The following is a 25,728-nucleotide window of genomic DNA, read 5'->3' as shown; positions in this document are numbered from 1 at the left end:
ATCAGCATCCTGTGAATCACATTTTTAGCCCAATGGGTACCCCGTGAGTCTGATCAAGAAACGGTTGGTATCAGCCCCCCCACGGATCGCCTCCGGGGTAACACGTGATCTGAACTTCGCCGTATATCTCCTGCGCGTAACCTTGCCCATTCAGGCCGGTCTATAGCTTGTCACCCTGCCCGAAAAACGAGAGGCACATCTAAACTGCTCTGGAAGGCTCCACTTTCTGTTGGCTCCAGCGTCACCTCCATACCTACATCCCCCTGCAACAGGAAGACAGTATATCGTGGCTGTCGCTGGGAGCACGGCGCATTGGCACGAAAAATGATGATCTGGGGGCTGGCAATTTTGTCCCCAGTTCCTGAAGGCAGAATATATCAGAGTTATTTTTCAGAAATATTCCGCTTTTCTGCATAAATTTCCAACCAGAACTTTTGACTGGTCATCTCCGGCAGTGCCTTGCGGTATTTCCGCGTAAGTTTGCGGCGCATTAAGATAAAGACAGAGGATATTTTAAAAAATCGGAAAAGCAGAGCAAAGAACGCTTTCCTGTCATATTCCGCAAGATATCCGGTTCCGCCCCCCTCAGCCACATACAGAACACGTCTGTACCGGAAAATCCTCCGGAACGTGGCTCTGAAGGATTTTTGATCTGATATGATCCTGTTACGAAGAAAAATCGAAGGGAGGAGAAATCCGTTCAGCGTTATAACGCGGAATATCCGCCTCAGACGGTTTTCTTCTGGCTGGTCAGAGACAGTGTCATAATCGGAGGCCTCCAACGGCCGGAGACGTTCCCTCTCGTTCAGAGGGGCAAGCTCCGCACGAACCGCAGCCATATCCATAGCCTCAAGCCAGAAATCAGGGCCCGCCGAGACATCGGCAATCGCCCTGAGAACCGCTTCTGCGCTCGCATAATTATATGACAGCAGTGAGGACAGCATCCAGGCTGATAAAAGCCGGAATACAGCATGAGCCGGAACATCAGCCGTCATCATCATGATCACAAGACAGGAACGCAGGCCGAGATAACGTGTGAGGGGACTTTCCCTGATCCGGAAATCCTCTCCCAGACAGGCAATGCCATTGATCGTTTCAATCTGAAAATTATTCATCAGACTGAAAAGAATGTCATCTCCCCGGACAAAAAAAGGATAGGGCATAGAACGAGTTTTCGATATATTAAAGCAGAAGAACCACCATGCGCCATAGGCACCGTGGCCTGACTTCTGCTCGGCCTGCAGAAGGTCTGCAGTACGGCGCATATCAAGATTCTGTCCCAGAGGCCTGACATTTCCGTCTGTACAGACAGCTCCTTTTTCAAAAAGACTATATGGCTGATGCTCTTTCAATAAACCGCCTGCAATAGCCAGAGCAGGATCTCGTGCAAAGCGCTGCAGAATAAAAGCCCGGCGGATTGATTCCATCTCACAGGACGCATCATCATCCATAAACAGGCAATGTGAATATTTCCCCTGCTCCATAAGATACAGAAGACCACGGGAAAAACCGCCGGAACCGCCGTAGTTCAGGCTGGGAATCAGGATCGCGCCATCCACTTCCTCCGCACTTAATGTGCGTGAGTTATCGATGATAATAAGATCTGCCCGCCCCTTGAGTTCGGGCTTTATCAAAAGAGACTCCCGCAGACGATGAACGGCAGGAATAACAAAATTTTTTCTGTTGTAGTGAGTTATGACAATACCGAGATGTACGTCGGCGGCGGGCGGCGTTTTTGTCAGAAAACAGCCTTGCCTGAAGTCCCCCCCGCTCAAAGCCTCCAGAGAAACAAAGAGCATTCCGTCCTGAATACTGTTCCACGGCAGAGGAAAAGCAGCCGCGCCGGAAGAAAGATCGGCATACATCTCATCCAGCCAGATAATATCCTGTTCCGGAAGATGAAGCCCCGCCCGAATACGCCAGATTCCCGTACCCTCGGCTCTGAAAACGAGATCCTCAATAACGGTGATGCGCTTCAGAACACCGGCTGAAATTCCATTGTAGAATGTATCAAAAGAAACGCGTCCTCCCGGGTCCGCATGCAGGATGCCGGGCTGAGAGCCTGACGAAACGGCTCCTTCTGTCCGGAAATACATCTCTTCCGGAACATTCTCACCAGATCCAGGAAAAATGATGTCCTGTACCGCAAACAGATCCTGCATATCCTCAGACACACGGACCTCTGCCCGGATCAGACTGAGGCACGAAGATCTCTCACAAGAGGGACACCTGATCTTTCGGCCATACCGACCTGATAGTCTCTGACAGAATCCGGAAGCTTTATGTCCGGAAGAATGGAAAGGGATCTCAGGAGGGGGAACAGCATGATATCGTCAATCGAAACTGAATTCTGTGCAGGCAGCAGAGGCTCAAGCGCCTTCAGACCTGCCTCTGCAGATGCCAGAAGCGTATCGGTTTTCGAAAGAAGATCGTCAAAATTACCGAATATCTCTTCTTTCTTCCGCGTGAAGTATGCGCGCGCCTCCTGCGTGCGGAACTCGGCAAATACCGGATACGGTGTTCTGGGAATAACCAGTGAGTTAATCGTCGTCCCCCACTGACGCATCCATCCGACCAGTGCCTGATCCGGCTCTCCTGAAAACAGAGCCGGACCGGAAATACCGTCAATTTTCCTGACGATATCCAGGCTTTCTCCCATGAAACCGTCTTCACCCTCCAGAATAGGCAGCATCTTTTTGCCGATCATACGGATCGGGGTTTCCTCGTCGTCATTCAGCTGGAAACGGAGATCAAACGGGATATTTTTCAGCCCGAAAGGCATCCTTGCACGCACACAGAACGGGCAATGATCGTAAACATATAATCTGAATACCATAATAAATTCCCGCTTCCGGCCGTGCCTATTTACCTGCGAATATCCTCGGTCAGAGGCTGTCAATCACCCCGCCGTCAACACGCAGGGATGCGCCGGTCGTAGCCGAAGCCTGCATTGAACAGGCATACACAATCATGTTTGCAACCTCCTCAACTGTAGCCGGTCGACGGATGATCGAAGAGGGACGGTTCTCCATGACGAATTCTTCCGCAACCTCATCAAATGATTTTCCGGTCTTCTCAGATTCCTCTTCAAACATATCCGTAACGCTTCCTGAAAGCGTCGGTCCCGGCAGCACGGAATTCACCGTTACTCCCGTCCCCGCCATCCGTTTGGCAAGACCACGGGCAACCGATACACAGGCCGTTTTCGTCATACCGTAATGAATCATATCTGCCGGAATATTAAACGCGGTTTCCGAACCGAGAAACACGACGCGTCCCCACTTCCTGTCAGCCATCCCCTTCAGATAGGCACGCGCGAGGCGGACACCGGACATGACATTGATCTCGAAAAACCTCATCCACTGATCATCCTCAGTCTCAAAAAAATCTTCCGGACCAAAAATCCCAACATTATTTACAAGAATATCACAGGACGGATGCGCCTCAATAAGGGTCCGGCAGCCTTCAGCGGTCCCCAGATCACCTGCAAAACCAATCAGATCCGCTGCCGGAACCTCACTGCGGATTGCCTTTATCGAAGCCTCGACATCCTCCTGCTTCCGACCGTTCACCACAACCGTCGCACCACAGACCGCAAGTCCTTTCGCAGCACCCAGACCAATACCTTTGGTCGACCCCGTAACGACAGCTTTTTTACCGGTCAGATCGATTTTCATGGACACTCCTTCCTCACAGCACGGGAAATAAGAAATTCGAAAAATGATGAAGAAAAAACGATTTCTGTCAACCAGAGGCACGCCATTCAAGCAGAGCCTTATGAAGCCTCACAGGATCCTGTATGTGCGGAGAATGCCCGAGTGTGGATCCATCGGCTCCGATGGCCGCCACATCCCGGTCACTGATCATCAGAGGGGCCGGCATCCTCAGATTATGCAACTCATAAACAACAGGCTGTGTAAATATGCTGTCATACAGCAGCGCTGAATTCCATGCGACAAGATCACTTTCCTCTGCATGTTGGCGGAGTGAGGATTTCATGCTCCGGATTGCTGCGTGCCTGCGTTAATCCACTCCGGGAGGAGAAGGCGGCGCATGTTACAGGCGGTATTGGCCAGGCAGGTCCTCATGGAAGCTTGCGTTATGCCTGCGGTTCGGACGAACAGTCCTGTCTGTGATTTCTGATCAGAAAAAACAGGCCCGACGCGGGAACAGGGGCCGGTACAAATGCTGACTTCAGCCAGTGGCCGGAGGATCGTTGCGATCAGGGTTTTGATGAATCTGCGGCAAGTGACGCGTGTGCCCGTGGCGGAGAAAAATCTCCTTAAAGGGCGGGGACTGAGGATCGGGTTTCCACGGCACGATCAGCTCCGGCCTGCTCTTTCCCGTAGCGATGCAGTCAGGCCGGGCAGGGGGGCGGGGAGGATTCACCCCTCCCCGTTTTTGCTTATTGCTGACGACGGCACGCCGTAAGCAGGGGGGCAGCCCTGGAGCTTATCCAGTTCGCGGACGATGGCTTCTCCCATGACGGATGTCCCGACGCGGGCCATCCCGTCGCTCATGATGTCGGCAGTGCGCAGCCCGCTTGCGAGCACTGCGGAGACGGCATCCTCGATCATGGCCGCTTCGGCTTCCATGCCAAATGAGTATTTCAGCAGCATGGCAAGGGAGAGAATCTGGGCAATCGGGTTGGCGATACCCTGTCCTGCGATATCCGGAGCACTGCCGTGGATGGGCTCGTACAGTGCGGGGAAGCGACCGTCGGCAGTGACGGAGCCGAGCGTGGCGGAAGGCAGCATGCCGAGACTTCCGGTCAGCATGGAGGCGAGATCGGACAGAAGGTCTCCGAAAAGATTGCCCGTCACCACCACATCGAACTGGCGCGGGTTCCGCACGAGCTGCATGGCGCAGTTATCGGCCAGCATGTGCGTGAGCTTCACGTCCGGATATTCCCGGGCCTGGAGTGCGGTGATGACCTCTTTCCAGAGCAGTCCGCTTTCCATCACGTTGTGCTTCTCGACAGAGCAGACGTGATTGTCGCGCTTGCGGGCGAGATCAAAGGCGACGCGACCGACGCGCTCGATTTCCGCCGTGGTATAGACTTCGGTGTTGATGCCGCGCTTCGTGCCGTCGGGCAGGGTCTCGACGCCGCGGGGCTCCCCGAAATAGATACCCCCGACGCTTTCGCGCACGATCATGATGTCGAGACCGCGGATAACATCGGGTCTGAGCGTGCTGGCATCGATCAGGGCATCGAACACCTTTGCCGGGCGCAGATTGGCGAACAGGCCGAGATCCTGACGCAGGCGCAGGATGGCCAGTTCAGGACGCCGGTCGAATCCGACGTGATTCCATTTCGGATCCCCGACGGAGCCGAACAGCACGGCGTCGGCCTCACGGGCGCGGGTGATGACCTCGTCGCGGATCGGCGTGCCATATGCCTCCAGCGATGCACCGCCGACGAGATCCTCCGTGATCTCGAATCTCAGATCCCGCCGGCGCCCGAGCCACGCGATCACGCGACCGACTTCCCGCATCACTTCCGGCCCGATGCCGTCTCCGGGGAGGACCAGAAGTTTCTTCACGCTCATGCTTTTCTCCGCAGATGATGTTCGCTTTACGTGCCGTCGCGGCCTACTTCTGTGTGTGAAGAGACACAGCCTGACGGAGGATGCAACAGGCATACTCGCTCTTGCCACATTCCTGAGGTATAACAGATCTGCAGATACCCTCCTGTCTGTCGTCCCCGGGTGATGATTCCCGGGCGGCAGACAGGAGGTGGAAGTTCCTGCGGACCCGGGTCCGCGGGGATTTCTGAACAGGTTTGGTAAAGGACGTTCTGTGGATCGGCTGGATCAGAGCGAGAATGCGACCGGGGCTTCGGCCGGTGGCACTACGGGGCGTGTAAGCCCGGTTCTCATACGGCTTCGCGCCGTGGTGGCGGCGGCACGCCATCATGGTCTGGAGCTCGATATACGCGATTTTGCAGGTGATTCGGAGGAAAAAACCCCGTCGCCCGCCACTCTCGCCCGCTGGGTCAATGATTTTGGCGGTGTTGCAAAAGGTATGAATGTCAACTGGCGGCATCTGGTCAGAATGACCAATTCGCCGCCGATCGTTCTGATGCTCTCAGACGGGTCGGCCGCCCTGATGGTGGGTGCTGCTCCCGAGCGCGGCGTCGTATGGTTGCGTGATCCGCTGGGCGGGGAAGCTGACCCGCCGCTGCCGGTTGATGAGCTGCGTCTGTCTCAGGTCTGGAAGGGTGATATCCTTCTGATCAAGCGCCTGAGGAACCAGTCTGAGTCCGACGCGCCGATGAATGCCATGTGGCTGGCGAAGATGGTCCTGCGGGAGAAGAAATCCCTGCGCGACATCCTGTTTGCCTCCATGACCCTGAGTATCCTGCAGATTTTCCCGCCGCTTCTGGTCATGCAGGTCGTGGATAAGGTCGTGAACCAGCATTCGATGGCGACGCTTGTCTCGATCACGGCCATCGTGGTGGTCTTCTCATTCTATGAGATCCTGCTGTCCTACGGACGCCGCGAACTGACTCTGGTTCTGACGACCCGTATCGATACGCGACTGTCCCTGCATCTCTTCAATCGTCTCCTTGCCCTTCCTCTTGAGTTTTTCGAGCGCGAACAGGCGGGCAAGATTCTCGGGCGTGTGGTTGCCATCTATAAGGTGCGCGACTTCATGACCGGAAAACTCATGACGACCTTCCTCGACATGTTCACCCTGGTCGTGATTCTGCCGTTCCTGTTTTATATGAGCTCCACCCTGGCCTGGATGACGGTCGCCGCTGCCGGTCTGATCGGCCTGATCGTCGTGATCTTCATCGGTCCGGTCGGCAGAATCTACCAGAAGCAGATGCGTGCGGATATGGACCGGTCTTCCATTCTCTACGAGACGGTTGCCGGTATTCGGACGGTCAAGACGCTCGCCCTCGAGCCCGCGCGCAAGCAGGAGTGGGATGTTCGCACGGCCGAGGTTGTAAGGTGGAAGCTGGCGGCAGGACGGATCACGAACTGGCCAGTGACGCTTTCCCAGCCGCTCGATATGTTCATCAGCCGCGGTATTATCCTGGTCGGCGCGTATCTTGCGCTGACGGGATCAGGCAGTCTGACAGCCGGTGCACTGATGGCGTTCATGATGCTGGGCGGACGTGTGGCCTCGCCTCTGACAGGTCTGGCGAAGCTGCTTGATGATCTCAACGAGGTCAGGACGTCTCTGGGAGAAGCCGGTGCGGTGCTGAATCAGCCGACGGAGACAAAAGCCCTGACGATGGGTATGCGGCCCCAGATCAAAGGTGCGCTGTCTTTCATCGATGTGAACTTTTCCTACCCCGGTTCGAATGCCAGAGCCCTGCAAGATGTGAATTTCGAGGTCCCGGCCGGCACGATGCTTGGCCTTGTAGGACGTTCTGGTTCCGGAAAATCCACCATCACGCGCCTGCTCCAGGGTGTCAGTCGCAGCTATAGCGGCTATCTCAAGCTTGATGGTGTGGATCTGCGTGAGATCAACCTGACGCATCTCCGCCGGTCTTTCGGCGTGGTTCTGCAGGATAACTTTCTGTTCCGCGGAACCATCAAGGACAATATTACGGCCGGTCGTCCGGGGTTCACGATTGATGACGTGGTCCGGGCCGCCCGCATGGCCGGAGCAGAGGAATTTATTGAACGGATGCCCGCGGGCTATGATACGTTCATCGAGGAAGGCTCCACAAATATTTCCGGCGGACAGCGTCAGCGTCTGGCGATTGCCCGCGCCGTAATTTCCGATCCCAAGTTGATGATTCTGGATGAGGCGACTTCGGCTCTGGATCCTGAGAGTGAGGCTCTGGTGAATGCGAACCTGGAGCGGATCGGCAAGGGGCGGACGATGGTGATCGTTTCCCATCGTCTGTCCTCCCTGGTGAACTGTGATCAGATTCTTGTCATGGAGCGCGGGCAGGTGGCCGATATCGGCCCGCATGAGGTGCTTCTGGAGCGCTGTGCGATCTACCGGACGCTGTGGATGCAGCAGAACCGTCATACGGCATCCCGCAGTGCGGGTCGTTCTCTGGCTGAGGGAGGCTGATCATGGACTCACAGGATATTGTCCCGGCTTCCGAGTCTTCGGAGGTGGCACGCAGGAGCTTCCTGCCTGAAGCGACCGATCCTTATGCGCCCGGTGATCTTCCGCCGGAACTTCTGGAATTTCACTCTCCCAGCGCGGCTCTGGTCAATATGCCGGCCACGCCGGCGGCGCAGTATATTTCCTGGCTGATCGGCGGCCTGATCCTGGCGAGTGTGCTGGTCATGACGGTGTTTCCGCTGGACCGTGTTGTCACGACGCCGGGCCGTCTGGTTTCCACGGATGCGACGATGGTCGTGCAGCCTCTGGAGACATCCCTGATCCGTTCGATCGACGTGAAGGAGGGGGAATATGTCCGTAAGGGACAGATTCTCGCACATCTTGATCCGACGGTTTCCGAGGCGGATGTAGGAAGCCTGTACCAGCAGACGAACAGCTATCAGGCCGAAACGGATCGTCTGATCGCTGAAACTCAGGGGACCGTCTACAAACCCGAGTCGACCAATCCTGAGTCGGCACAGCAGGAGGCGACCTTCCTCCGGCGGCGGGCGGAATATGACGCCAGGGTTCATGACTACGACGCACAGATCGCGTCCCAGTCCAGTGAGATGCAGAGCGCACTGGCCAATGCGGCGATGTTTGCCTCGCGCGCCAAGGTGGCCGGTGACGTGTTCCGTATGCGGTCCGATCTGCAGAAGCAGCAGGTCGGCAGCCGGCTGTCCACGCTGGGTGCCCAGAGCGAGCTGATGGAGGTTGAGCGGTCTCAGATTTCCGCCCAGCACATGGCGGCTTCGGCCCGCAGCAAGATCATGGCCCTGACGGCAGAGCGCGACGGCTATATCCAGAAGTGGAAGGCGGATGTCTATCAGCAGCTTGCTGAGGCGCAGCGGCATCTGTCCGAGACCCGCAGCAGCTATGACAAGGCGCGTCTGCGTAAAAGCATGGTCACGCTCCGTGCGGAGGAGGACGGGGTCGTTCTCACGATCGCAAAGCTGTCCGCCGGGTCCGTGATCAATACGGCGACGCCGCTTCTGACGCTGATTCCGATCGGCAGCGGTCTGGAAATGGAGGCTTCTCTCAGAGGCTCTGATATCGGCTTCGTGCAGCTGGGTGATCATGCACTGCTGAAATTCGCGACCTTCCCCTATTCGCAGTATGGCGGAGCGGAAGCGACCGTGAAGGAGATCAGTGCGGATTCCTTTGCGGAAAAATCTGCTCAGGATGGCGTGGGCGCAGCGGATATTCCGGATCCGAGCGGGGACTCCAAGGCGTTCTATCGCGTCCATCTCAGAATTGATAAATATACCCTGCACGGCGTGCCGTCCTTCTTCCACCCGCAGCCGGGCATGCCGGTGACGGCAGACATCAAGGTAGGCAAGCGGACGATCATGCAGTTCATCCTCAACAGCATGATTCCGCTGGCGACGGAGGGCATGAGGGAGCCGTAAGGCTCCCCGGGGAGACGGACATGCGTGCGGGAAGAAAAAGGGAAGAACAGATATGAGGCTGAGATCCCGGCTGTCATCGCTGCTGACGTCAAAACCGGGCCTGGAGCGCGGCCTGGCTCTTCTGAAGGAAGAGGGCAGGGAGGCAGAGGCCTTCAGGGAGCTGAGTGCGGTTGCCTCCGAAGGCAGTGCTCAGGCAGCATTCCTGGTCGGGAAGGCATATCTGGAGGGAAAAGGGACTGTTCCCGATCTCGTGGAGGGCGCGCGCTGGATGCGTCGTGCGGCCCGTGGCGGCTGGCATGAGGCGGCCCATACCCTGGCAACGCTTTATCTCTCCGGTCTGCCGCCGGAGGCTGAGTCCGACAGCTTTTCGGTTGAGTCCGCCCTGAATGCCTCTGACCGGGGATTTACGAGGCAGCCTGACTTTGTGAAGGCCCTTTCATGGGCCAGGCAGGCAGCCGATCATGGTAATGCGGATGCCGAGGCACTGTGCGGGTATATTCTGACAAGCGGTCCTGCGGAAATCCGCAATCAGGCTGAAGGCCTGGCTTGGTATGGCAAGGCCGCAGATCAGGATTCGCCGCAGGGCCATCTGGGACTTGGCCTTCACCGCCTGGAGACGGCAGCAAGCCTTGATGATCAGATGCTGGCGCTCAGGAATCTGGCATTTGCGGCGGAAGCCGGCGTCTCGACTGCTCTGTATATGCTTGGGCGGATCTACGCACGCGGCGTCGGTGTGGACCGTGATGACGTAACATCGACGGCTTTTTACCGTCAGGCGGCCGAGAAGAATCTGGTTCCGGCCCAGTCGCGCTATGGTCTGGCGCTGATTGAAGGGATCGGCACGGAGCGTGATCTTACCAGGGGTGAGACCTGGCTTCGTAAGGCAGCGCTGGCGGGAGACCGGGAAGCCGCAGCACTGCTCGGTGATCTGAACGCGCGCGGCGGCGATGTCGCACCGAACTATCTTGAGGCGGCGAACTGGTATCGGCTTGCAGCGGATCAGGGACATGCCCAGGCGGCCCGCACGCTCGCGCTGATGTATGTCAGCGGCACGGGTGTCGCTCGTGATCGCGAGGAGGGGCTGCGCTGGCTCCGGATGGCGACGGAGGCCGGTGATCAGGGCGGTGCGGCCGATATGGGCAACCTCCTGCTGACCGGAGAGGGCACGGAGGATGACCGGCGTTATATCCGTGAGCTTTGTGAGCAGGCAGCAGAAGGCGGCGATCTTCTGGCGGCGTTCAACTACAGCGTCTGTCTGGTCAAGGGCGTCGGCGGTGAACCGGACCATAAGGCCGCGACGGAATGGATGCGTCGTGCGGCGGAAGGCGTCGTGAACGCGCAGTTCTGGTACGGGCGGATGCTGGCCGAAGGCTGGGGCGGCCTGCCGCAGGATGCCGCACAGGGACGTGTCTGGCTGAAAAAGGCTGCGGATGCCGGGATGCCGGAGGCCGGTGTCATCTATGCCCAGATGCTGCTGACCGGATCGGGTGGTCCGAAGGATCATGTGCAGGCCCTGCAGGTCTATGAGACGGCTGCGGAAAGCGGTTTCGTCCCGGCGATGTTCTGCGCCGGTGCCATGCATGGCGGCGGACACGAGGTGCCGGAGAATCGCGAAAAGGCACGTTCCTGGTTCTTCAGGGCGGCAACCGAGGGGCACGGCCTCGCGCAGCTGATGACGGCCCGCTATGCGGTGAAGGGACTTGGCGGTAAGGCGGACCGGGACGAGGCCCTTCACTGGTATCGCAAAGCTGCTGAGCAGAAGATTGAGGAGGCGGCCGAAGAACTGGCCGCGCTGGAGCGGGAGATGGCATCGTCTCACGCTGATGCCGTGCCCGGTGCCGCGCATGGAGAGGCTGTCGCCGGAACCGGCACGGGATCTGCTTGACGCCTGACATTCCGGGGCGTCTCTCCGGACAATCGCAGCAGGACTCTCCGCCCGGGATCATCACGCAGGAGGACCGTGAAGCCTTCCGGCGCCATGCGGAGGAGCAGGCGCAGGAGTCTTTCGGATACGGGGAGCGGGCCTTTCGTGAAGGGCGTCTGGCAGATGCGCTGTTCTGGCTGGAACGGGCGCATCGTCTGGCGCCGGACAGCCCGAATGTCAGTTGTGTCCTTGCAGCCGTGCGCTCTGCTTCAGGTCATTACGACGCGGCGATCTGCCTTCTTGAGGCGCTGAACAGGCGTTATGATTTTCTTCAGGGGCGGCTGATGCTGGCTTCCGCCTGTCTGGCGGCAGGACGGTCTGAGCAGGCGGCGGACGTGCTGATACAGGCCCTGTCCCGCTATGTCTGTCAGGACTCCGTCGCTCCGCTTGCTGATGCCGTTGCAGCCGCGGCAGGCTGGAGCGGCTGGTGCGCGATGACCGGTCCGGAGACGCTGCTCCTGAATGACGGTGCCGGGCATGCCGTGGTGCTGGCGGATGGAAAACCGGTCAGAACGACGCGCAAAGGCAGAATCCTGCGCCTGCATCTGCCTGAGAATCAGGCAATCCGGGACGTGAGAGTGACCATTGCCGGCGCTGAACCTGCAGGCAGCCCGGTCGCTCTGTTCCGCAGCCGGGTGAGCGAGGGATTTGTCGAGTCCGGGCCGCACGGGCTTCAGGGCTGGGTGTGGCATCCCTTCGATCCCGCACGCGCGCCGGACATACGAATCCATAAAAAAAGCAGCGAGCAGATTTTCCGCTGTGCCGTGCCGTGTGCGGCCGGTTCAGCAGAGCTTCCTCTGGCCTGTTTCTGGCAGATCGATATTCCGTTGTCCGATCTTCCGCCCGGTGAGCTGCATGTGTCGGGATCAGATGGCCGGGCCTTACGGGGCAGCCCCCTGAATGTGCGTCTGGAGCGGGAAGCGGCAGAATGGGCCGTGCGTCGTGCCTCAGGGCATCAGGGGAAGACGCACGAAATTCCGGCTTTCCTCCCTGTATGTGTGTCTCCGTCGATCCCGGAGAGACGCTCTGCGGCCTCTGTTCCGAAGCGACGGAATACGCTGGTGGTGGTTCCGGTCTGGGGCAATACGGAGGGGGTCCGCGCCTGTCTGGAGAGCCTGAGGATTTCTCTGTCCGGCAGGGCACCCGGTCGGGAGAAGACCGAAATTCTGGTGGTGGATGATGCCTCACCCGATCCGGCCACGCTGAGGATGCTGAATGGCTTTGCAAAGGCCGGAGAGATTTCGCTGCTGCGGCTGAGGCGGAACAGGGGGTTTCCCGGTGCCGTCAATGCAGGCCTGGCGCGCGCGGCGGGCCGGGATGTCGTGCTTCTGAACAGCGACACACTGCTGCCGCAGGGCTGGCTCGGCGGGTTACGCGACGTGGCCTATTCAGACGCGGCATACGGAACCGTTACGCCGCTGTCCAACGAGGCAACGATTTTCTCCTATCCGGATCTTCATGAAAATCCGGAGCCGGATCTTGTGCAGACGAACCATCTGGCGGCTCTGGCGCGGAAAGCCTGTGCCGGAGAGGCCGTGGAGGTTCCGACGGCGCACGGATTCTGCATGTTCATCCGGCATGACTGCCTGCAGGATACGGGCGTGCTGCGGGAAGATCTTTTCGCGCAGGGATATGGGGAGGAGAATGATTTCTGCCTTCGCGCCCGTGTGCTTGGCTGGAAGCATGTGGCGGCTCCCGGCGTGTTCGTGACACATGCCGGGTCCGAATCCTTCGGTCCGGGTGCGTCCGGTGCGGCTCTGCGGGCGCGTAACCTTGGAATCCTTAACCGGCTGCACCCGGGTTATGACGAGCTGATCCGCAGCTTTTCCGATGCTGATCCCCTGTTTTATGCACGACGCCGGGTAGATGAGGCCCGCTGGCAGGACGTGCTGAATCGTATCCGTCCGAAGCGTGGCAGCAGCGGGAAAGGCAGGCTTGTTCTGCTCATCACGCATGATCAGGGCGGTGGTGTGGAACGTGTGGTCAGGAGCCGTGCTGCGGAGCTGGCGGAGCGGGGGATGATCCCGGTTCTGATCCGGCCTGTTCAGGGCGGGTGTAAGGTCGTTCCGTGGTCTGAGGAAAAGACGGAGCCAGGATATTTCAGCCTGCGCTACACCCTCCCGGACGAGCAGGAACGGCTTCTCGCGCTGTTTGATCGCCGGAGTGTTGCTTTTATTGAGATTCATCATCTGTCCGGTCATCACCGGAGCATCAGGCGGCTGGCCCGGGACCTGGATGTGCCGGTCGAGATATGGCTGCACGACTATGCAGTATTCTGCCCGAGAATCACGCTGACCGGTGTGACCGGGCGTTATTGCGGGGAACCTGATGTATCTGCCTGCGAGACCTGCGTGAAGGTGCTCGGCGCGCGGACGGACATGGAAGAGGAGGGAGTTGCAGGACACATCCGCGCCTCCGCTGCCATGCTGTCCGGAGCACGGCGGGTTGTCGTGCCGTCGGAGGATATGGCGTGGCGGATCGCACGACATTTTCCGGGGCTGGTGACACAGACCGTGCCGCTGGAGGATGACCGGACTGATCTGTGCCTGCAGCGTCTGGCACTGCTCCAGCAGACCATGTTTCCGGCCCGTCCGGATGTGGTCGGTCTCCCCCGCACTGATCGCCTGCGCGTCTGCGTCATCGGTGCGATCGGCCATGAAAAGGGATATGACGTTCTGCTCGATCTGGGACGCGACGCGGCACGGCGTGGTCTGCCACTCGAATATGTCGTGGCGGGATATACCCCTGATGACCGGACACTGACGGAAACGGGCCATATTTTCGTGACCGGCCCTTATAAGCAGGATGAGGCCGAGGCGTTCGTGCGTGCGCAGCAGGCGGATATTGCGTTTCTTCCGTCCGTCTGGCCGGAAACATGGAGTTTCGTGCTCGGAGTTGCCTGGCGTGCGGGCCTGCAGGTGGCAGCATTCGATCTGGGTGCGATTACACAGCGCATAAAGGCTGCGGGGCGGGGATTTGTTATCTCTCCGGCTATTCCGGTGGAAGAACTTAACATGTTATTGATGAGTCTGTGTGAACGGTCCTATGAAGACCGGGTGTAACCGCTGAGCCGGTATAGCAGAGTGCGTTTCATCCCTGTCCCCAGGGAAAATCATTTCAGACAGTCGCTTACAGAATACGGAAACAGTTTATGTCGCAGAGTGGCCAGGCCCCCGCTTCGAACCGCATATCCGACCTGAAGGTGTCGGGGCATCTCATGACCCTCGATCCGGGTCTATTCTGCGTATTTCATACGCCGGGTGCGGAGCCGCCGAACGCGACCGGCTTTCCCGGCGTCCGGATTGCTCCTGCTCCGGTCGGGGCGGGCAACGTCTCTGTCGTGACGGTTGATCCTTCGGGCTGGATGGGCGGCGGTAACAATGCGGCCCTGATCCGTGTGGAGGATATTCCCGGACAGGTTCTCGTGACGATCTATCAGGAAGCAGGCTCGCAGCACGAGGCACCGAAGCTTCAGGTGATCAGGCTGGGAGATGCGGGGACGCCGGTTCCGGCACAGCACCAGGGGCCGCGTGCTCAGGCACCGGCGCCGCAGGCGATTTCCGCAGCCCCCCGGGTGCAGGTCTCCGCAGGGGAGATGCCGGAAGTGGCAGCGCACATCCAGAGAAGCGGGGATGTTGCGGCAGTGCTCGGTGAATGGATGGGTAAGCAGGGAAGCCATGCCTGGATCGAGGGCTTTGGTATAAGCCCCAGATCCTTTCCGGCCAGCGACATTGAATATCAGGCCGTTCTCGGGAAAGGCTGGCTGTCGCCCTGGTCAGACGGTGGCAGTTTCTGTGGCAGCCGCGGTATGGCGCTGCCCATCCTCGGGCTGCGCGTGCGTCTGAAAGGTGAGACGGCAAAGACGCACAGCTGCACGGTCGAGGCATCCTTTACGGACGGCTCGGTCAGCGGACCTGTGGATGAGAGCATGACGGCAGAGGCCGAAAGTCTGGCTCCGCTGGAAGCGTTCTGCGTGAAGATCACTCCCAGAAAGGCCAAGACTGAGGAGAAGGCAGCGAAACAGCCTCGCACCGCATTAGTGCAGCCTGCAGTTCCGGCCCGTGGACGTCCGTCCGCCGCTCCGGTGAAGAAAGTGACTGCCGTGAAAGCGGCCCCCGTCTCCGCAGGGCGCGGTAGACCGGCCGGAAAGAAACGCTGATCATAGGAAGAAAATGCTGATCAGGCGGGCAGGACGGGCAATAAGGCCGGTCCGGCCCGTTCGGGAAGGCTGGGTAGTAAAACGTGAAGTATCTGTTTGTACATCAGAATTTTCCCGGGCAGTTCCTGCATATTGTCCGGCATCTGGTCCGTTCGGGACAGAATCAGGTCGTCTTTATCAGTGAAGGCAATGAGAACGTCATCCCCGGCGTCCGGCGTGTGCTTTACAAGATGTCCCGTATTCCGCCGCAGGACGGACACCCGGGTGTGCGCGAGTTCGATATCGGTCTTTCCCGGGCGGAGGCCGTGGCGAATGCGGCAAAAACCCTCAAAGGCCTGGGATTCGTGCCCGATATCATCATCGGCCATCATGGCTGGGGTGAACTGCTTAATCTGCAGGATGTATATCCTGAGGTGCCGATGCTCGGATATTTCGAGTTCTTCTATCATACAGACCGGTATGACGTGAATTTCGATCCGGAATTCCCGCTGATGGCGGATATGCCTGCGCGGATACGGGCGAAGAACGCGATCAATCTGCAGGCGCTGGCAGGGCCGGGCTTCGGACAGACGCCAACCCGTTTCCAGCGGGATACCTATCCGGAATGGGCCAGATCCCGCATCTCCATCCTGAGAGAGGGTGTGGATCTTGATCTGTGCGCCCCGGATCCCTCGGTCGCGAAGAAACAGTTCAAAATCAAGAATATGGTGGTTTCCCCCAAAGAGAAACTGATCACCTATGTCGCGCGGGATCTGGAACCGTATCGCGGTTTCCATGTGTTCATGCGTGCGCTCCCCAAAATCCTCAAAGCCTCTCCGCAGGCCCGCGTGGCCCTGGTAGGAGGGGATGGCGTGAGCTACGGCGCACGGCTGGCGCACGGCACCTGGCGTGAGAAGCTTCTGAAAGAGGTCGGGAGTGAGCTGGATCTGTCCCGTGTCCATTTTCTCGGGAAAGTTATGTATGACGAGTTCCGCGCACTGCTGCGACGCTCGGATGCGCATGTTTATCTGACTTATCCGTTCGTTGCGTCGTGGTCTCTGCGAGAGGCGATGGCGAGCGGCTGTGCGATTGCGGGAAGTGCGACGGCACCGGTCGAGGAGTTCATCACGCACCGCAAGACAGGTCTTCTGGTTCCGTTTCTGGAGCCTGAGCGGATTGCCGATGGTGTTCTGGAGCTTCTGGAAGATCGTAAACTGGCGAAAGAACTCCGCCAGAATGCCCGTGCCGAGGCCGAGGCGACACTGTGTCTGCAGGATTATCTGCGGCGCTATGAACAGCTGATGCAGAGCGTGGCCGCCGGGCATCTTCCTGAGGAGTCCGTCCCCGGAGAAATAAAGAAGAAATCTCCGCGGAAAACTCCGGTCAGGAAAAGCAAGACCGGCTGAGAAGGAGCCGGTCTGCTCCTTCAGCTCTGCGCAGACAGATCTGCCGCTCCGACAGCACCCTCTTCCGTACCCCATGCAAGTGCAGCACCGTTGCCGTTAAAAGCCAGTGCAGAAATGCTGCCGTTTCCGGCCATACGCACCGGCAGAACACGCTCGGATGTATATTCGATCAGCAGAATAGAACCGTCTGCGAAACCGGCAGCAAGAACGTCCTGCGTCGGATGTGTGGCGACTCGGGTGCAGAGCGTACCCGGAATTCCGGGCATCTCCGCAGGTGGTTTGCCGATCGGGCCGCCGTTGAAGAAGGGCCAGAGCACCACGCAGTCCGCCCCGGAGGTGGCAAGCCATTTTCCGGTCCGCGTGAAGGCCATGGAGGCGATCTTTGAGGGATAGCCGCTCATGCGCATGTTATGCCCGTCTGACAGACGCCATCCATGCAGCTCGTTTTCCTGCATCGCAGTGACCAGGGCCTCTCCGTCCGGATGGATCGCGATACCGGTATGACTGCCTTTCCAGCTGAACGGTCGGGCTGACCCGTCTTTTGAAGCGGTAAACCACAGAGACGCCCCGTTATAGTGGGAGGCGGCAATCCGCTTACCTTTCCCGTCAAAGGCGATGCCGGAGACGGTTGAGGGATGCTCCAGTGTGCGGAGTACCGTACGGCCGGAGGCATCGCGCAGTTCCACCTGTTTACCGCAGGCCAGAGCGATCAGAGATGTTTTTCCGGCAAAACTCGTGACATGCTCGATCCAGCGCCTTGTCTTGCCAAGCTCTTCGCTGCCCGAAGGAGCAGATCGGCGCAGGATACAGTCCTCCCCTCCCGTCAGGACCGCATTACCGGAGACATCAGGTGCGATGCTCAGGACCGGCCCGTCGTGAAGTTCGTGCTTTGTCCATGTGGATGTGTCACGCAGTGAGGCAACGGGAGCGAAGATCACATCACCTTCACCGGTGGCGAAGGCGAGCATCGTCATATCCCTCGAAAACGTGCAGCCGGTGATATGTGCGTCGAACCGGGTTTCGGCGCCGCGATCAGTCACGAGATCCTGCCGGGATGAGAGATCACTCATCGTGCGACACAGCTTTCAAAGCCCCGGCGCAGCTGCGGGCGGTTGAGATTACGCCCGATAAAGACCAGCCTTGAATCGCGTTTTTCATCGGATTTCCAGGGGCCGATAAAATCACCGTCCGCCATCATGTGGACGGCCTGGAATGCGAAACGCTCATCCCGACCTTTGTAGCTTAGAATTCCCTTGGAACGGAGAATATCCGCTCCCTGTTCCTGCAGAAGTGCTCCGATCCAGGCTTGGAATTTTTCCTCATCGAGCGGTTCTGACACGCTGAAGGACATGCTGGTGACGCCTTCCTCATGAGAGTGTTCTGTATTTTCCAGAAAATCAGGCTCATAGGTGAGGGCGCGTTTCAGGTCGAAGCCCCCCTGATCCAGCACGTCCGAAAGCGCAACATTTCCGCGTGTGGCGCGATGGAGCCGGACATGACGGTTGATCTGGCGGATACGGTCCTCGATGTTCTGCAGTCCGGCTTCATCCGAGAGATCTGTCTTGTTGAGAATGATGACATCCGCAAAGGCGATCTGGTGTAAGGCCTCGGAGCTTTCCTCCAGCGTCTTCAGGATGTTGCAGGCATCCACGACCGTCACAACGGCATCGAGTCGTGTTTTCTCACGCACATCTGCATCGACGAAAAACGTCTGGGCGACCGGTGCCGGATCTGCAAGACCTGTAGTTTCGACGATAATGCCGTCGAATTTGTTCCGGCGCTTCATCAGGCTGCCAAGAATACGGATGAGATCACCACGGACGGTGCAGCAGATGCAGCCGTTGTTCATCTCGAACACTTCCTCGTCCGCATCCACGACGAGGTCATTATCCACCCCGAGCTCTCCGAACTCGTTGATGACGACGGCGTATTTCCGGCCGTGCTCTGCAGTCAGGATATGGTTGAGGAGCGTGGTCTTTCCGGCCCCCAGAAACCCGGTGAGGACGGTGACGGGCACCTGAGTCTGTGCTGTTCCGGACAAGCTCTGTCTCCTGTCATCAGGGCGCGGTCATCAGTGTGATGAGACGGCGCGTTATTCTGTGTCGGAGAAGAGATATAGGCTCCCCGCGCGGGCACTGCCAGCCCGGCGGGGAGAGAAGATCAGTGAGAGGATACGGCAGCGAGGCGGACAGTCTGACCGGATGCGGCTTCTCCGGTCACGGCACCGTTCATGTGCAGGGCACTGAGAACCGTCGGATTGTAAAGCCGGGTCAGACTGCCCGGATGGACACCCATCCACAGCGTGATCACGGCCAGAGGCAGCAGGATGCCAAGCTCGGCCGCGCTGAGTTCACGCAGCATGGCGGTGGCTTCACCGACGCGGCCGAACAGGACACGGCGGTAGAGAACCAGCATATAGACCGCCCCCATGATCATGGTCGTGCCGGCCAGCAGGGCCAGCCAGAGCGAGACATGAACGGCCCCCATCAGGATCAGCAGCTCGCCCACGAACGCACCCGTTCCCGGCAGACCGACATTGGCCATCGTAAACACCATGGTCAGCAGGCCAAGCATCGGCATTTTTGACGCGACACCTCCCAGAGCGGAAATCTGCCGTGTTTCCGCACGCCAGGCGATGGCAGAAACGGAGAAGAACAATGCGGCGATCACGATACCGTGAGAGAGCATCTGGAAGATCGCGCCGTCGATGCCTTCTGCCGTGAGAGTGAAGAGTCCGACCGCGATCATGCCCATATGTGAGAAGGAGGAATACGCCACCAGACGCTTCATATCCGTCTGCGCAAGGGCGATGAAGGCGGCGTAAATGATGGCGATCACGCCCAGAGGCAGGATCCACGGGGCGAAGACGCGGGCAGCGTCAGGAAACATCAGCACGCCCAGGCGCAGCAGACCGTATCCGCCGGCCTTGGACAGCACGCCGGACAGAAGGGCAGATGCGGCGGCAGGAGCCTCCGTGTAGGCATCAGGCAGCCAGGCGTGAAGCGGGAAAAGCGGGAGTTTCACGCCAAAGGCCAGGATGAACGCGGCAAGCAGCCAGCCCTGTGCAGCAGGTGAGAAAGAGCCGTGCGAGAGCAGGATCATGTCGGTGGTGCCGGTCATGGCCCAGATGGCGGCGATGGCCACCAGCATGAAGAGCGAACCGCCGAAGGTGAACAGGAAGAACTGGAGCGAGGCACGCACCCGTTTCGGTCCGCCCCACACGCCGATCAGCAGGCTGGCCGGGATCAGAGTGGCTTCATACCAGATGTAGAAAACCGTCAGATCCAGCGCGGAGAACAGGCCGATCAGCGTTGTTTCCAGAATCAGCACGGCGGCAACGAAATCGCGCACGCCCGACCGGATGGTTTTCCACGCAGCGGCGATAGCAAGCGGCGTGAGCACGGCGGTCAGCAGCACGAAAACAAGGCTGATTCCGTCGACGCCGGTATGCCATGAGATCCCGAACCGGCCGAGCCAGCTCAGCTGCTGTTCGTATTGCGGGCCCGTATAGCGGGGATCAAATCCGGCCCACATGACAAGGGTAAGGCCAAGAGTGATGAGACTGACCCACAGGCCGGTCCATCTGGCGGCGGAAGCGCCGCTTTCCGAATCATCCTTCCCGTTCCGGATAAGGAGGAGGGCAAGGCCGCCCGCCAGAGGAAGGAATGTCGCCAGAGAGAGCAGAAAAGAGAACACGGCCGCACCCGGTGATGTAAAAACCGGCTCCCACCCTACCCCTTCAATCTCGGTCTGACCATAAGGTTGTGATCACAACCCCATGTGCAGGCCGGATACGGAGCGGCAGATACGAAGAAGGCGGCCCGGGGGCCGCCTTCTGAGAAATATCACGAATGTGGAGATCAGTTAGCCGGATCGTCGTGATGCGCGACCTGGTTCTTCATGGCCCGGATCAGATTCTCCACCTTGCCGCCGTTACGGGCGATGAAGGAGTTGTAGTCCTTGCTCTGGGTCAGACGGAGGCTGACGCCCTCTCCGATCAGATCGACCACCTTGTAGGAGTCTCCGTCTTTCCGGACGATCAGCTGCATCTGCGCGTCAGGCTGCTGGGGACGTGACAGGATGAAGCTGACACCCTCGGCACCCTGCTGCAGGGTTTCCGTACCGGTCACCTTCACCCGGACGCCCCGATAGCTGCCGAGCTTGTCCATGATGGCGTTCGTCAGCGCCTGGTGGAAAAGACCGAGATACTCGGTGCGCTGGTCAGGCGTGGCAACATTCCAGTACCGGCCCAGGCAGAATTTTGCGATGTTATCGAAGTCGATCGCCTGCTGCAGCAGCGGATTGACTTCGCTTTTTGCCTGCCCCGGGCTTGCATTGCTGTTGATGATCGACACGAGACGTCCGGCCAGAGTGCGGACGAAGTCAGCCGATGTCCCGGCGGCAAAAGCCGTGGAGGATGCAGCCAGGCTGAACACGCAGGCGGCCACGAGACCAAGGATATTCCGGCGATGAAGGCGGATGGTCATGATGTTCTTATTTCATCCTGCTTCAGTTGTACCATGCGGGCACGGTCGCCCGATGATCGTTTTTAATGGAATCCGCGAGAGCCTTGCGCTGCTGCTGATAGGCGCTGCGGATCGTGGCATAGGGATCAAGCGCATCACGCTGAAGCTGATCCAGATCGTTCAGGTGATCAGCGCGACCGTTGATGATACCCAGCATGTTATAGGCCCAGTTGAACGTCACCAGACCGTATCCGCGCGGAACATAGTTCCACGGGGAGAGTCCCTGGTCCAGCCCGTAGCCGATGCCGTCACGAAGTGAGGACGGGCCCATCATCGGCAGGAACAGGTAAGGGCCTGAGGAAATTCCCCAGGTCGCAAGCGTCAGTCCCGCGTCATTATCGTGATGAGGGAAACCGGCATATTTCGCCACGTCAATGAAGCCGCCGAGGCCGGCCGTCATGTTGATCACCCAGCGCGCGAAACTGTCACCGGCGCGGCGCGGTTTCCCGGCGCCGACATCGTTGAAGAAGACCACCGGCTCGTTCATGGTCTGGATCATATTGCCGAATGCCTGACGGACGGGGCGCGGCACGGCCCAGACATAGGCCTTGGCCACGGGACGCGTGGTGTATTTGTCGACGGTTGTCGTCAGCCCGTACATCTTGCGGTTGAGCGACTCGTAGGGATCGTGAGCCTCTTCATATTCCGCAAGAGCTTCAGGATCGGTCGGCTTGGGGTCGGCGCAGGCGGAGAGCGCGAGCAGACCGCATGCGACCAGGCAGCCGCGCAGAGCCATACGTCCTGTATGCCGGGCGGTCGCCGGACGGATAGCGCCTTCCTGACCGGGCTGCTGCGATTCTGCCGTCATACCGTCTCGGGTCCCCTGCCTGCGGGGCTCCGGGCCGGGACAGGCACCGAAGCAGATCCGCTGTGACGGCCCCCGCAACGGAGCCGGTTAAAGATGTGTCTCTAGCATGTCGGACAGGCGATGCAATCCGTTAAGCCGCACAGTTCCGTGTCCGGAACAGGGAATGTGGCAGCAGTGCAACGGTTTCCTGCCGGATCATAAGGATAAAGGTGATCCGGCATCGGATCAGAGTCGCCGGTCCCGTCTGATGACATCCCAGGCAGCATTGATACGCGAGACTTTCTCGGCTGCAGCGGCCAGTTCTTCAGGAGACGCTCCGCGGGCCTGCATCAGGTCCGGGTGGTAAGTCCTGACGAGAGCGCGCCACGCCATACGAATCGTTTCGTCGGAGTCCGAGATCACCACTCCCAGAACGGTATAGGCGTCCCCTTCGGCCATGGACGGCCGTGCACGACCGGCTTCCGCCCGGTCCCAGGCTCCCGGTCCCAGGCCAAGTGCCTGATGCACGCGTCTGAGGAAGCGTCGCTCCTCCGGCGTGATGGCGCCATCAGATCCGGCATCCGCCCGGGCGACGAAGAACAGGGAGGAAAGAAGGTCTTCCAGCGGGCCTTTATCGGCTGCAAAAGCCGGGGCCAGTTCGCGGGCGAAATATTCGAAATCGTCGGTGCGCTGCCGGGACATGTCGAACAGGCGTCCGACCTCCGCCGCACCTTCAGGAGCGATTCTGAATTTCCGCCGGAATGCATCGATTTCCCGGCGATTGACCGGGCCATCACATTTCGCAAGTTTTGCAGACAGCGCGACACTGCAGATTGCCAGAAGCTGATCTTTCTTTCCGGCAGCAGCGGCGATTTTCGCGGCAACGAATGTGGCCGCGCCACCGAGATCCGGATTCGCCCGGGCGCGCCAGTTATCGCTCCATCCTCCGCCCTGGGGCGGATCAAGCAGCGCGCCGCGATCGGCAGCATGCCCCAGCGCCGTGCCGATGAGGGCCCCGGCCGGACCGGCCATCGCGAACCCGGCGACACCGCCGAAAAATTTACCCCACATAGCCATGAGCCCGACTGTATCACCTTCGCCGCCGGTGCGCCATTCGCCGCCGAAATATACGGATGTTGCGGGGCGGGAAGAAAAGTCAGGTGGAAGGTCGTGTAATTTATGATATTTTATCGAAAGAAGAGTCATTCTTCCCGGCGGAGATACTCCGTCACCGGGATATCCGGCTTGCGATTCAGGGGTGTTTTCCTGATTCCGGGCCGGGTGGGAGAAAGTGTTCAGCGTGTACGAGATTGCCAAGCCTGCCCTGCGCAAGCCCGATGCGGCGATTTTCCGGATTGATCTTCTGGCGCCGATGTCCGCGACCACTCTTGACGGTACATCGCTTCTGCCGGTCGGTGCGAAAACGAAAGGCGTCCTGGCCATACTGGCGCTGTCGGAGCGGCGTCCGGTCGCGCGCCGGGCTCTGTCGGGTCTGTTGTGGAGCCGCCGTTCGGATGATCAGGCGCGCGCCTCCCTGCGGCAGGAAATTCACCGTCTGGCTGAAGCCCTCCGGCCACTCGGAACTGATATCATAGACGTGCAGCGCCACACGCTTTCGCTGAGGCCGGTTCTGGCCAGCGTGGATGTGGAGCGCTACTTTAATGCGGGACCGGGCAATATCCTCAAGCTGCCGGAAACGGATGGTATGCTGGCGCCGGATCTGAACGGCATCGACGGTGCCTTCGATGACTGGCTGAACGAGCAGCGCGGTGCCCTGCGCCGGCATCTGACCAGCGTGCTGGAGCAGGCGGCCCAGACCCTGGCAGATCCGGAGCATCGGGAGCAGGCGGCCCGGCGGCTTCTGGCGCTGGATGAGCTGAGCGAGACGGGCTGGCGGACCTATCTGCGCTTTCTGGCTTCTCACGGGGAGCAGGCGGCGGCCCTGCAGGCGGCTGCGGAGTGCAGCGAGATATTCCGGAACATACGCGGCTGTGAGCCTTCTCCTGCCATCGTGGATCTGATCAGCCGGCTGCGGAGCGGAAGACGGGACGCTGACAGTTCTGAGATACGACGTGGTGATGACACCGAGGACGGGAGAGGGGCAGATACCTCCGGCCTGGCGCCTGTGCGCAGCGGCTCCTTTCAGGAGGAAGGACTTCCGGAGGGCCGGGTTCTGAGGGTTGAGATCCGTGCGCTGCGGGTGCTCTCTCCGGATCCGGCACTGGCCGATATGGCGCAGATCGTGACGGACACACTGACCGAGGGCATGAACCGCGACGGTCTGTTCCAGATGATCGAGCCGGCGGATGAGCCGGACGTGAAGATCGGGCAGAGCGCCGGACCGTCTCCCGAGGAAGCTCTGTCCGGACGGCGCACTGACGCCGATTACGTGTTCTCAGGTGTGCTCAGAGTGTCTGAGGCCGCCCGGAAATTCCAGGGCGTGCAGCGGATTTTTCTGCTGCTGCGTCTTCATGATGTCCGCCGTGACAATGCACTGATCTGGGCCGAGCGGCTTGAGCTGTCCGACGGAACGCCGGAAAAATACGTCGATCAGGTGATCTGTGATGCGACGTGGCGTATCCTGATCGCGGAAAGCCGGAATATCCTGCCTCGTCTCGTGGCCTCACTTTCTCCTCTGCAGATGGCTTTCAGGGCCCTCGGACTGCTTCTGCGCAACGAAACCGGTGCGCGTGAGGAGGCCGAGCATCTGCTGCTGAAGGCGCTTGAGAGCGAGCCGGAGCGTCCGTTCCATTATCTCTGTCTCGCGCTGGTTCTCCTCGTGCAGATTCAGGACAGCTGGGAGGTCGAGAAGCGGGACTGGCTGCAGCGCGCCTGCGATGCCGCCCGGGTTCTGGCGGCGCGCCTCCCTGAAAGTGCTGCGGTCCGCCTGCTGCTGTCCCGCGCTCTGCTGCAGGATCCTCTGCGGAGAAAAGAGGGTCTTGCACTGCTGCAGAATGCACCGGTGACGGAGCGGCGGAATGTTTTCGCTCTTACGCAGTCCTTTGCCGCTCTGGCGGAAGGGAACGCATCCGCATGCGCGCAGATGCGGGAGGACGTGCAGTCCATGATCCCGGCCTATCCGCTGCTGCTGATGTTCCGCGCCGAGACTGTTCTGGCACTGTTTCTGGCAGGGCGCTCCGGAGAGGCGCTGCGGGCCGTGCGGGAAGGACTGGCGATTTTTCCGGCGCAGAGCGGGCTGATGGTTCTGTTTCTGGCCATTGCCGGCACGATGACGGAAGGACAGGATGAGGCAGAGCTCGAGGATATCCGGAAACGTCTGCTGTTCCGCTGCCCGGAGCTGACAACGGAAAAGATTCTTGCCCGCTATAACTACCTCTGCCCAGAGCATATAGAGCGCCTCAGGCAGGGGCTGACGGCTTCGGGAATGCCGGAGACGCTTGGCGCAGGAGTTCTCTGCGGGTAAAGAAAGCGGAAAGAGAAGCGGTCCGCGCCGGTCTGCTTCAT

General features: G+C 59.5%; 19 protein-coding genes and 1 pseudogene. 9 read left to right on the top strand and 11 right to left on the bottom strand.

Annotated elements, in window-relative coordinates:
- Positions 1 to 383 precede the first annotated feature (383 nt).
- Positions 384 to 845, bottom strand: a complete 462-nt coding sequence (locus LOC54_RS02735) for a hypothetical protein (protein ID WP_279312289.1) — start codon at positions 843 to 845, stop codon at positions 384 to 386.
- A gap of 126 nt (positions 846 to 971) precedes the next feature.
- Between LOC54_RS02735 and LOC54_RS02730 the strand changes: the two genes are divergently transcribed.
- Positions 972 to 1,226, top strand: a complete 255-nt coding sequence (locus LOC54_RS02730; protein WP_279312288.1) for a hypothetical protein — start codon at positions 972 to 974, stop codon at positions 1,224 to 1,226.
- Positions 1,227 to 1,652: 426 nt separating this feature from the next.
- The gene (locus tag LOC54_RS02725) at positions 1,653 to 1,991 is read left to right on the top strand and encodes a hypothetical protein (protein WP_279312287.1); all 339 of its coding nucleotides are present in this window, start codon (positions 1,653 to 1,655) and stop codon (positions 1,989 to 1,991) included.
- 200 nt (positions 1,992 to 2,191) lie between these two features.
- Here LOC54_RS02725 and grxB read toward each other — a convergent pair whose 3' ends face one another.
- The 4 genes and pseudogenes from grxB to leuB all read right to left on the bottom strand — a co-directional run bounded on the left by grxB (position 2,192) and on the right by leuB (position 5,549).
- Positions 2,192 to 2,836, bottom strand: a complete 645-nt coding sequence (gene grxB / locus LOC54_RS02720; protein WP_279312286.1) for a glutaredoxin 2 — start codon at positions 2,834 to 2,836, stop codon at positions 2,192 to 2,194.
- Between the two features lie 49 nt (positions 2,837 to 2,885).
- Complete coding sequence (locus LOC54_RS02715; RefSeq protein WP_279312285.1) at positions 2,886 to 3,677, bottom strand: SDR family NAD(P)-dependent oxidoreductase; 792 nt, start codon at positions 3,675 to 3,677, stop codon at positions 2,886 to 2,888.
- A 318-nt stretch (positions 3,678 to 3,995) separates the two neighbouring features.
- Positions 3,996 to 4,169: pseudogene (locus LOC54_RS02710) on the bottom strand (IS5/IS1182 family transposase); the annotation flags it as partial.
- Positions 4,170 to 4,385: 216 nt separating this feature from the next.
- Positions 4,386 to 5,549 (bottom strand): 3-isopropylmalate dehydrogenase, encoded by a 1,164-nt coding sequence (gene leuB / locus LOC54_RS02705; protein WP_279312284.1) that lies wholly within the window; start codon positions 5,547 to 5,549, stop codon positions 4,386 to 4,388.
- Between the two features lie 346 nt (positions 5,550 to 5,895).
- Here leuB and LOC54_RS02700 point away from each other — a divergent pair, with 346 nt between their 5' ends.
- The 6 genes from LOC54_RS02700 to LOC54_RS02675 all read left to right on the top strand — a co-directional run bounded on the left by LOC54_RS02700 (position 5,896) and on the right by LOC54_RS02675 (position 16,950).
- Positions 5,896 to 8,037: a peptidase domain-containing ABC transporter gene (locus tag LOC54_RS02700; protein WP_408740279.1), complete on the top strand. Its 2,142-nt coding sequence runs from the start codon at positions 5,896 to 5,898 to the stop codon at positions 8,035 to 8,037.
- 2 nt (positions 8,038 to 8,039) lie between these two features.
- A complete protein-coding gene (locus tag LOC54_RS02695; RefSeq protein ID WP_279312283.1) occupies positions 8,040 to 9,482 on the top strand; it encodes an HlyD family type I secretion periplasmic adaptor subunit in 1,443 nt (480 codons plus the stop codon).
- A 52-nt stretch (positions 9,483 to 9,534) separates the two neighbouring features.
- Complete coding sequence (locus LOC54_RS02690; protein WP_279312282.1) at positions 9,535 to 11,367, top strand: tetratricopeptide repeat protein; 1,833 nt, start codon at positions 9,535 to 9,537, stop codon at positions 11,365 to 11,367.
- Entirely contained in the window at positions 11,364 to 14,468 is a 3,105-nt protein-coding gene (locus LOC54_RS02685) for a glycosyltransferase (RefSeq protein ID WP_279312281.1), read from the top strand. Before LOC54_RS02690 ends, LOC54_RS02685 begins: the two co-directional genes overlap by 4 nt.
- Positions 14,469 to 14,557: 89 nt before the next feature.
- Positions 14,558 to 15,565 carry a hypothetical protein gene (locus LOC54_RS02680; protein WP_279312280.1) on the top strand — a complete coding sequence of 336 codons (1,008 nt, stop codon included), beginning with the start codon at positions 14,558 to 14,560 and terminating at the stop codon, positions 15,563 to 15,565.
- Positions 15,566 to 15,648: 83 nt separating this feature from the next.
- Positions 15,649 to 16,950 carry a glycosyltransferase family 4 protein gene (locus LOC54_RS02675; protein ID WP_279312279.1) on the top strand — a complete coding sequence of 434 codons (1,302 nt, stop codon included), beginning with the start codon at positions 15,649 to 15,651 and terminating at the stop codon, positions 16,948 to 16,950.
- 20 nt (positions 16,951 to 16,970) lie between these two features.
- On the opposite strand, the gene LOC54_RS02670 is transcribed toward LOC54_RS02675, so the two are convergent.
- From LOC54_RS02670 to LOC54_RS02645, 6 genes are all read right to left on the bottom strand, one after another.
- The gene (locus tag LOC54_RS02670) at positions 16,971 to 18,020 is read right to left on the bottom strand and encodes a WD40 repeat domain-containing protein (protein ID WP_279312278.1); all 1,050 of its coding nucleotides are present in this window, start codon (positions 18,018 to 18,020) and stop codon (positions 16,971 to 16,973) included.
- The gene (locus LOC54_RS02665) at positions 18,017 to 18,991 is read right to left on the bottom strand and encodes a GTP-binding protein (RefSeq protein WP_279312277.1); all 975 of its coding nucleotides are present in this window, start codon (positions 18,989 to 18,991) and stop codon (positions 18,017 to 18,019) included. The genes LOC54_RS02670 and LOC54_RS02665 overlap by 4 nt, the downstream gene beginning before the upstream one ends.
- A gap of 119 nt (positions 18,992 to 19,110) precedes the next feature.
- Complete coding sequence (locus LOC54_RS02660) at positions 19,111 to 20,646, bottom strand: NADH-quinone oxidoreductase subunit M (protein ID WP_279312276.1); 1,536 nt, start codon at positions 20,644 to 20,646, stop codon at positions 19,111 to 19,113.
- Positions 20,647 to 20,810: 164 nt separating this feature from the next.
- Positions 20,811 to 21,437 (bottom strand): ABC transporter substrate-binding protein, encoded by a 627-nt coding sequence (locus tag LOC54_RS02655; RefSeq protein WP_279312275.1) that lies wholly within the window; start codon positions 21,435 to 21,437, stop codon positions 20,811 to 20,813.
- 22 nt (positions 21,438 to 21,459) lie between these two features.
- Positions 21,460 to 22,212 carry a VacJ family lipoprotein gene (locus LOC54_RS02650; protein ID WP_279312291.1) on the bottom strand — a complete coding sequence of 251 codons (753 nt, stop codon included), beginning with the start codon at positions 22,210 to 22,212 and terminating at the stop codon, positions 21,460 to 21,462.
- 297 nt (positions 22,213 to 22,509) lie between these two features.
- On the bottom strand, positions 22,510 to 23,340 hold the full coding sequence (locus LOC54_RS02645; protein WP_279312274.1) for a TerB family tellurite resistance protein: 831 nt from the start codon (positions 23,338 to 23,340) through the stop codon (positions 22,510 to 22,512).
- 214 nt (positions 23,341 to 23,554) lie between these two features.
- On the opposite strand from LOC54_RS02645, the gene LOC54_RS02640 reads away from it, so the two are divergent.
- Positions 23,555 to 25,687, top strand: a complete 2,133-nt coding sequence (locus LOC54_RS02640) for a BTAD domain-containing putative transcriptional regulator (protein WP_279312273.1) — start codon at positions 23,555 to 23,557, stop codon at positions 25,685 to 25,687.
- Positions 25,688 to 25,728: the final 41 nt, after the last annotated feature.

Source organism: Acetobacter sp. AN02 (genome assembly GCF_029759835.1).
In the GTDB taxonomy this organism is placed as follows: Bacteria; Pseudomonadota; Alphaproteobacteria; order Acetobacterales; family Acetobacteraceae; genus Acetobacter.
Note: the sequence above shows the minus strand (reverse complement) of the source record. Positions and strands in the feature narration are given on the sequence as shown.

What these genes read in the sequence shown, in the direction of transcription:
- LOC54_RS02730 (WP_279312288.1), top strand. Translation starts at nt 972, where the DNA reads ATGAGCCGGAACATCAGCCGTCATCATCATGATCACAAGACAGGAACG.
- LOC54_RS02695 (WP_279312283.1), top strand. Translation starts at nt 8,040, where the DNA reads ATGGACTCACAGGATATTGTCCCGGCTTCCGAGTCTTCGGAGGTGGCA.
- LOC54_RS02645 (WP_279312274.1), bottom strand. Translation starts at nt 23,340, where the DNA reads ATGGCTATGTGGGGTAAATTTTTCGGCGGTGTCGCCGGGTTCGCGATG.
- LOC54_RS02650 (WP_279312291.1), bottom strand. Translation starts at nt 22,212, where the DNA reads ATGGCTCTGCGCGGCTGCCTGGTCGCATGCGGTCTGCTCGCGCTCTCC.
- LOC54_RS02670 (WP_279312278.1), bottom strand. Translation starts at nt 18,020, where the DNA reads ATGAGTGATCTCTCATCCCGGCAGGATCTCGTGACTGATCGCGGCGCC.
- LOC54_RS02690 (WP_279312282.1), top strand. Translation starts at nt 9,535, where the DNA reads ATGAGGCTGAGATCCCGGCTGTCATCGCTGCTGACGTCAAAACCGGGC.
- LOC54_RS02655 (WP_279312275.1), bottom strand. Translation starts at nt 21,437, where the DNA reads ATGACCATCCGCCTTCATCGCCGGAATATCCTTGGTCTCGTGGCCGCC.
- LOC54_RS02680 (WP_279312280.1), top strand. Translation starts at nt 14,558, where the DNA reads ATGTCGCAGAGTGGCCAGGCCCCCGCTTCGAACCGCATATCCGACCTG.
- leuB (WP_279312284.1), bottom strand. Translation starts at nt 5,549, where the DNA reads ATGAGCGTGAAGAAACTTCTGGTCCTCCCCGGAGACGGCATCGGGCCG.
- LOC54_RS02735 (WP_279312289.1), bottom strand. Translation starts at nt 845, where the DNA reads ATGGATATGGCTGCGGTTCGTGCGGAGCTTGCCCCTCTGAACGAGAGG.
- LOC54_RS02725 (WP_279312287.1), top strand. Translation starts at nt 1,653, where the DNA reads ATGAACGGCAGGAATAACAAAATTTTTTCTGTTGTAGTGAGTTATGAC.
- LOC54_RS02715 (WP_279312285.1), bottom strand. Translation starts at nt 3,677, where the DNA reads ATGAAAATCGATCTGACCGGTAAAAAAGCTGTCGTTACGGGGTCGACC.
- grxB (WP_279312286.1), bottom strand. Translation starts at nt 2,836, where the DNA reads ATGGTATTCAGATTATATGTTTACGATCATTGCCCGTTCTGTGTGCGT.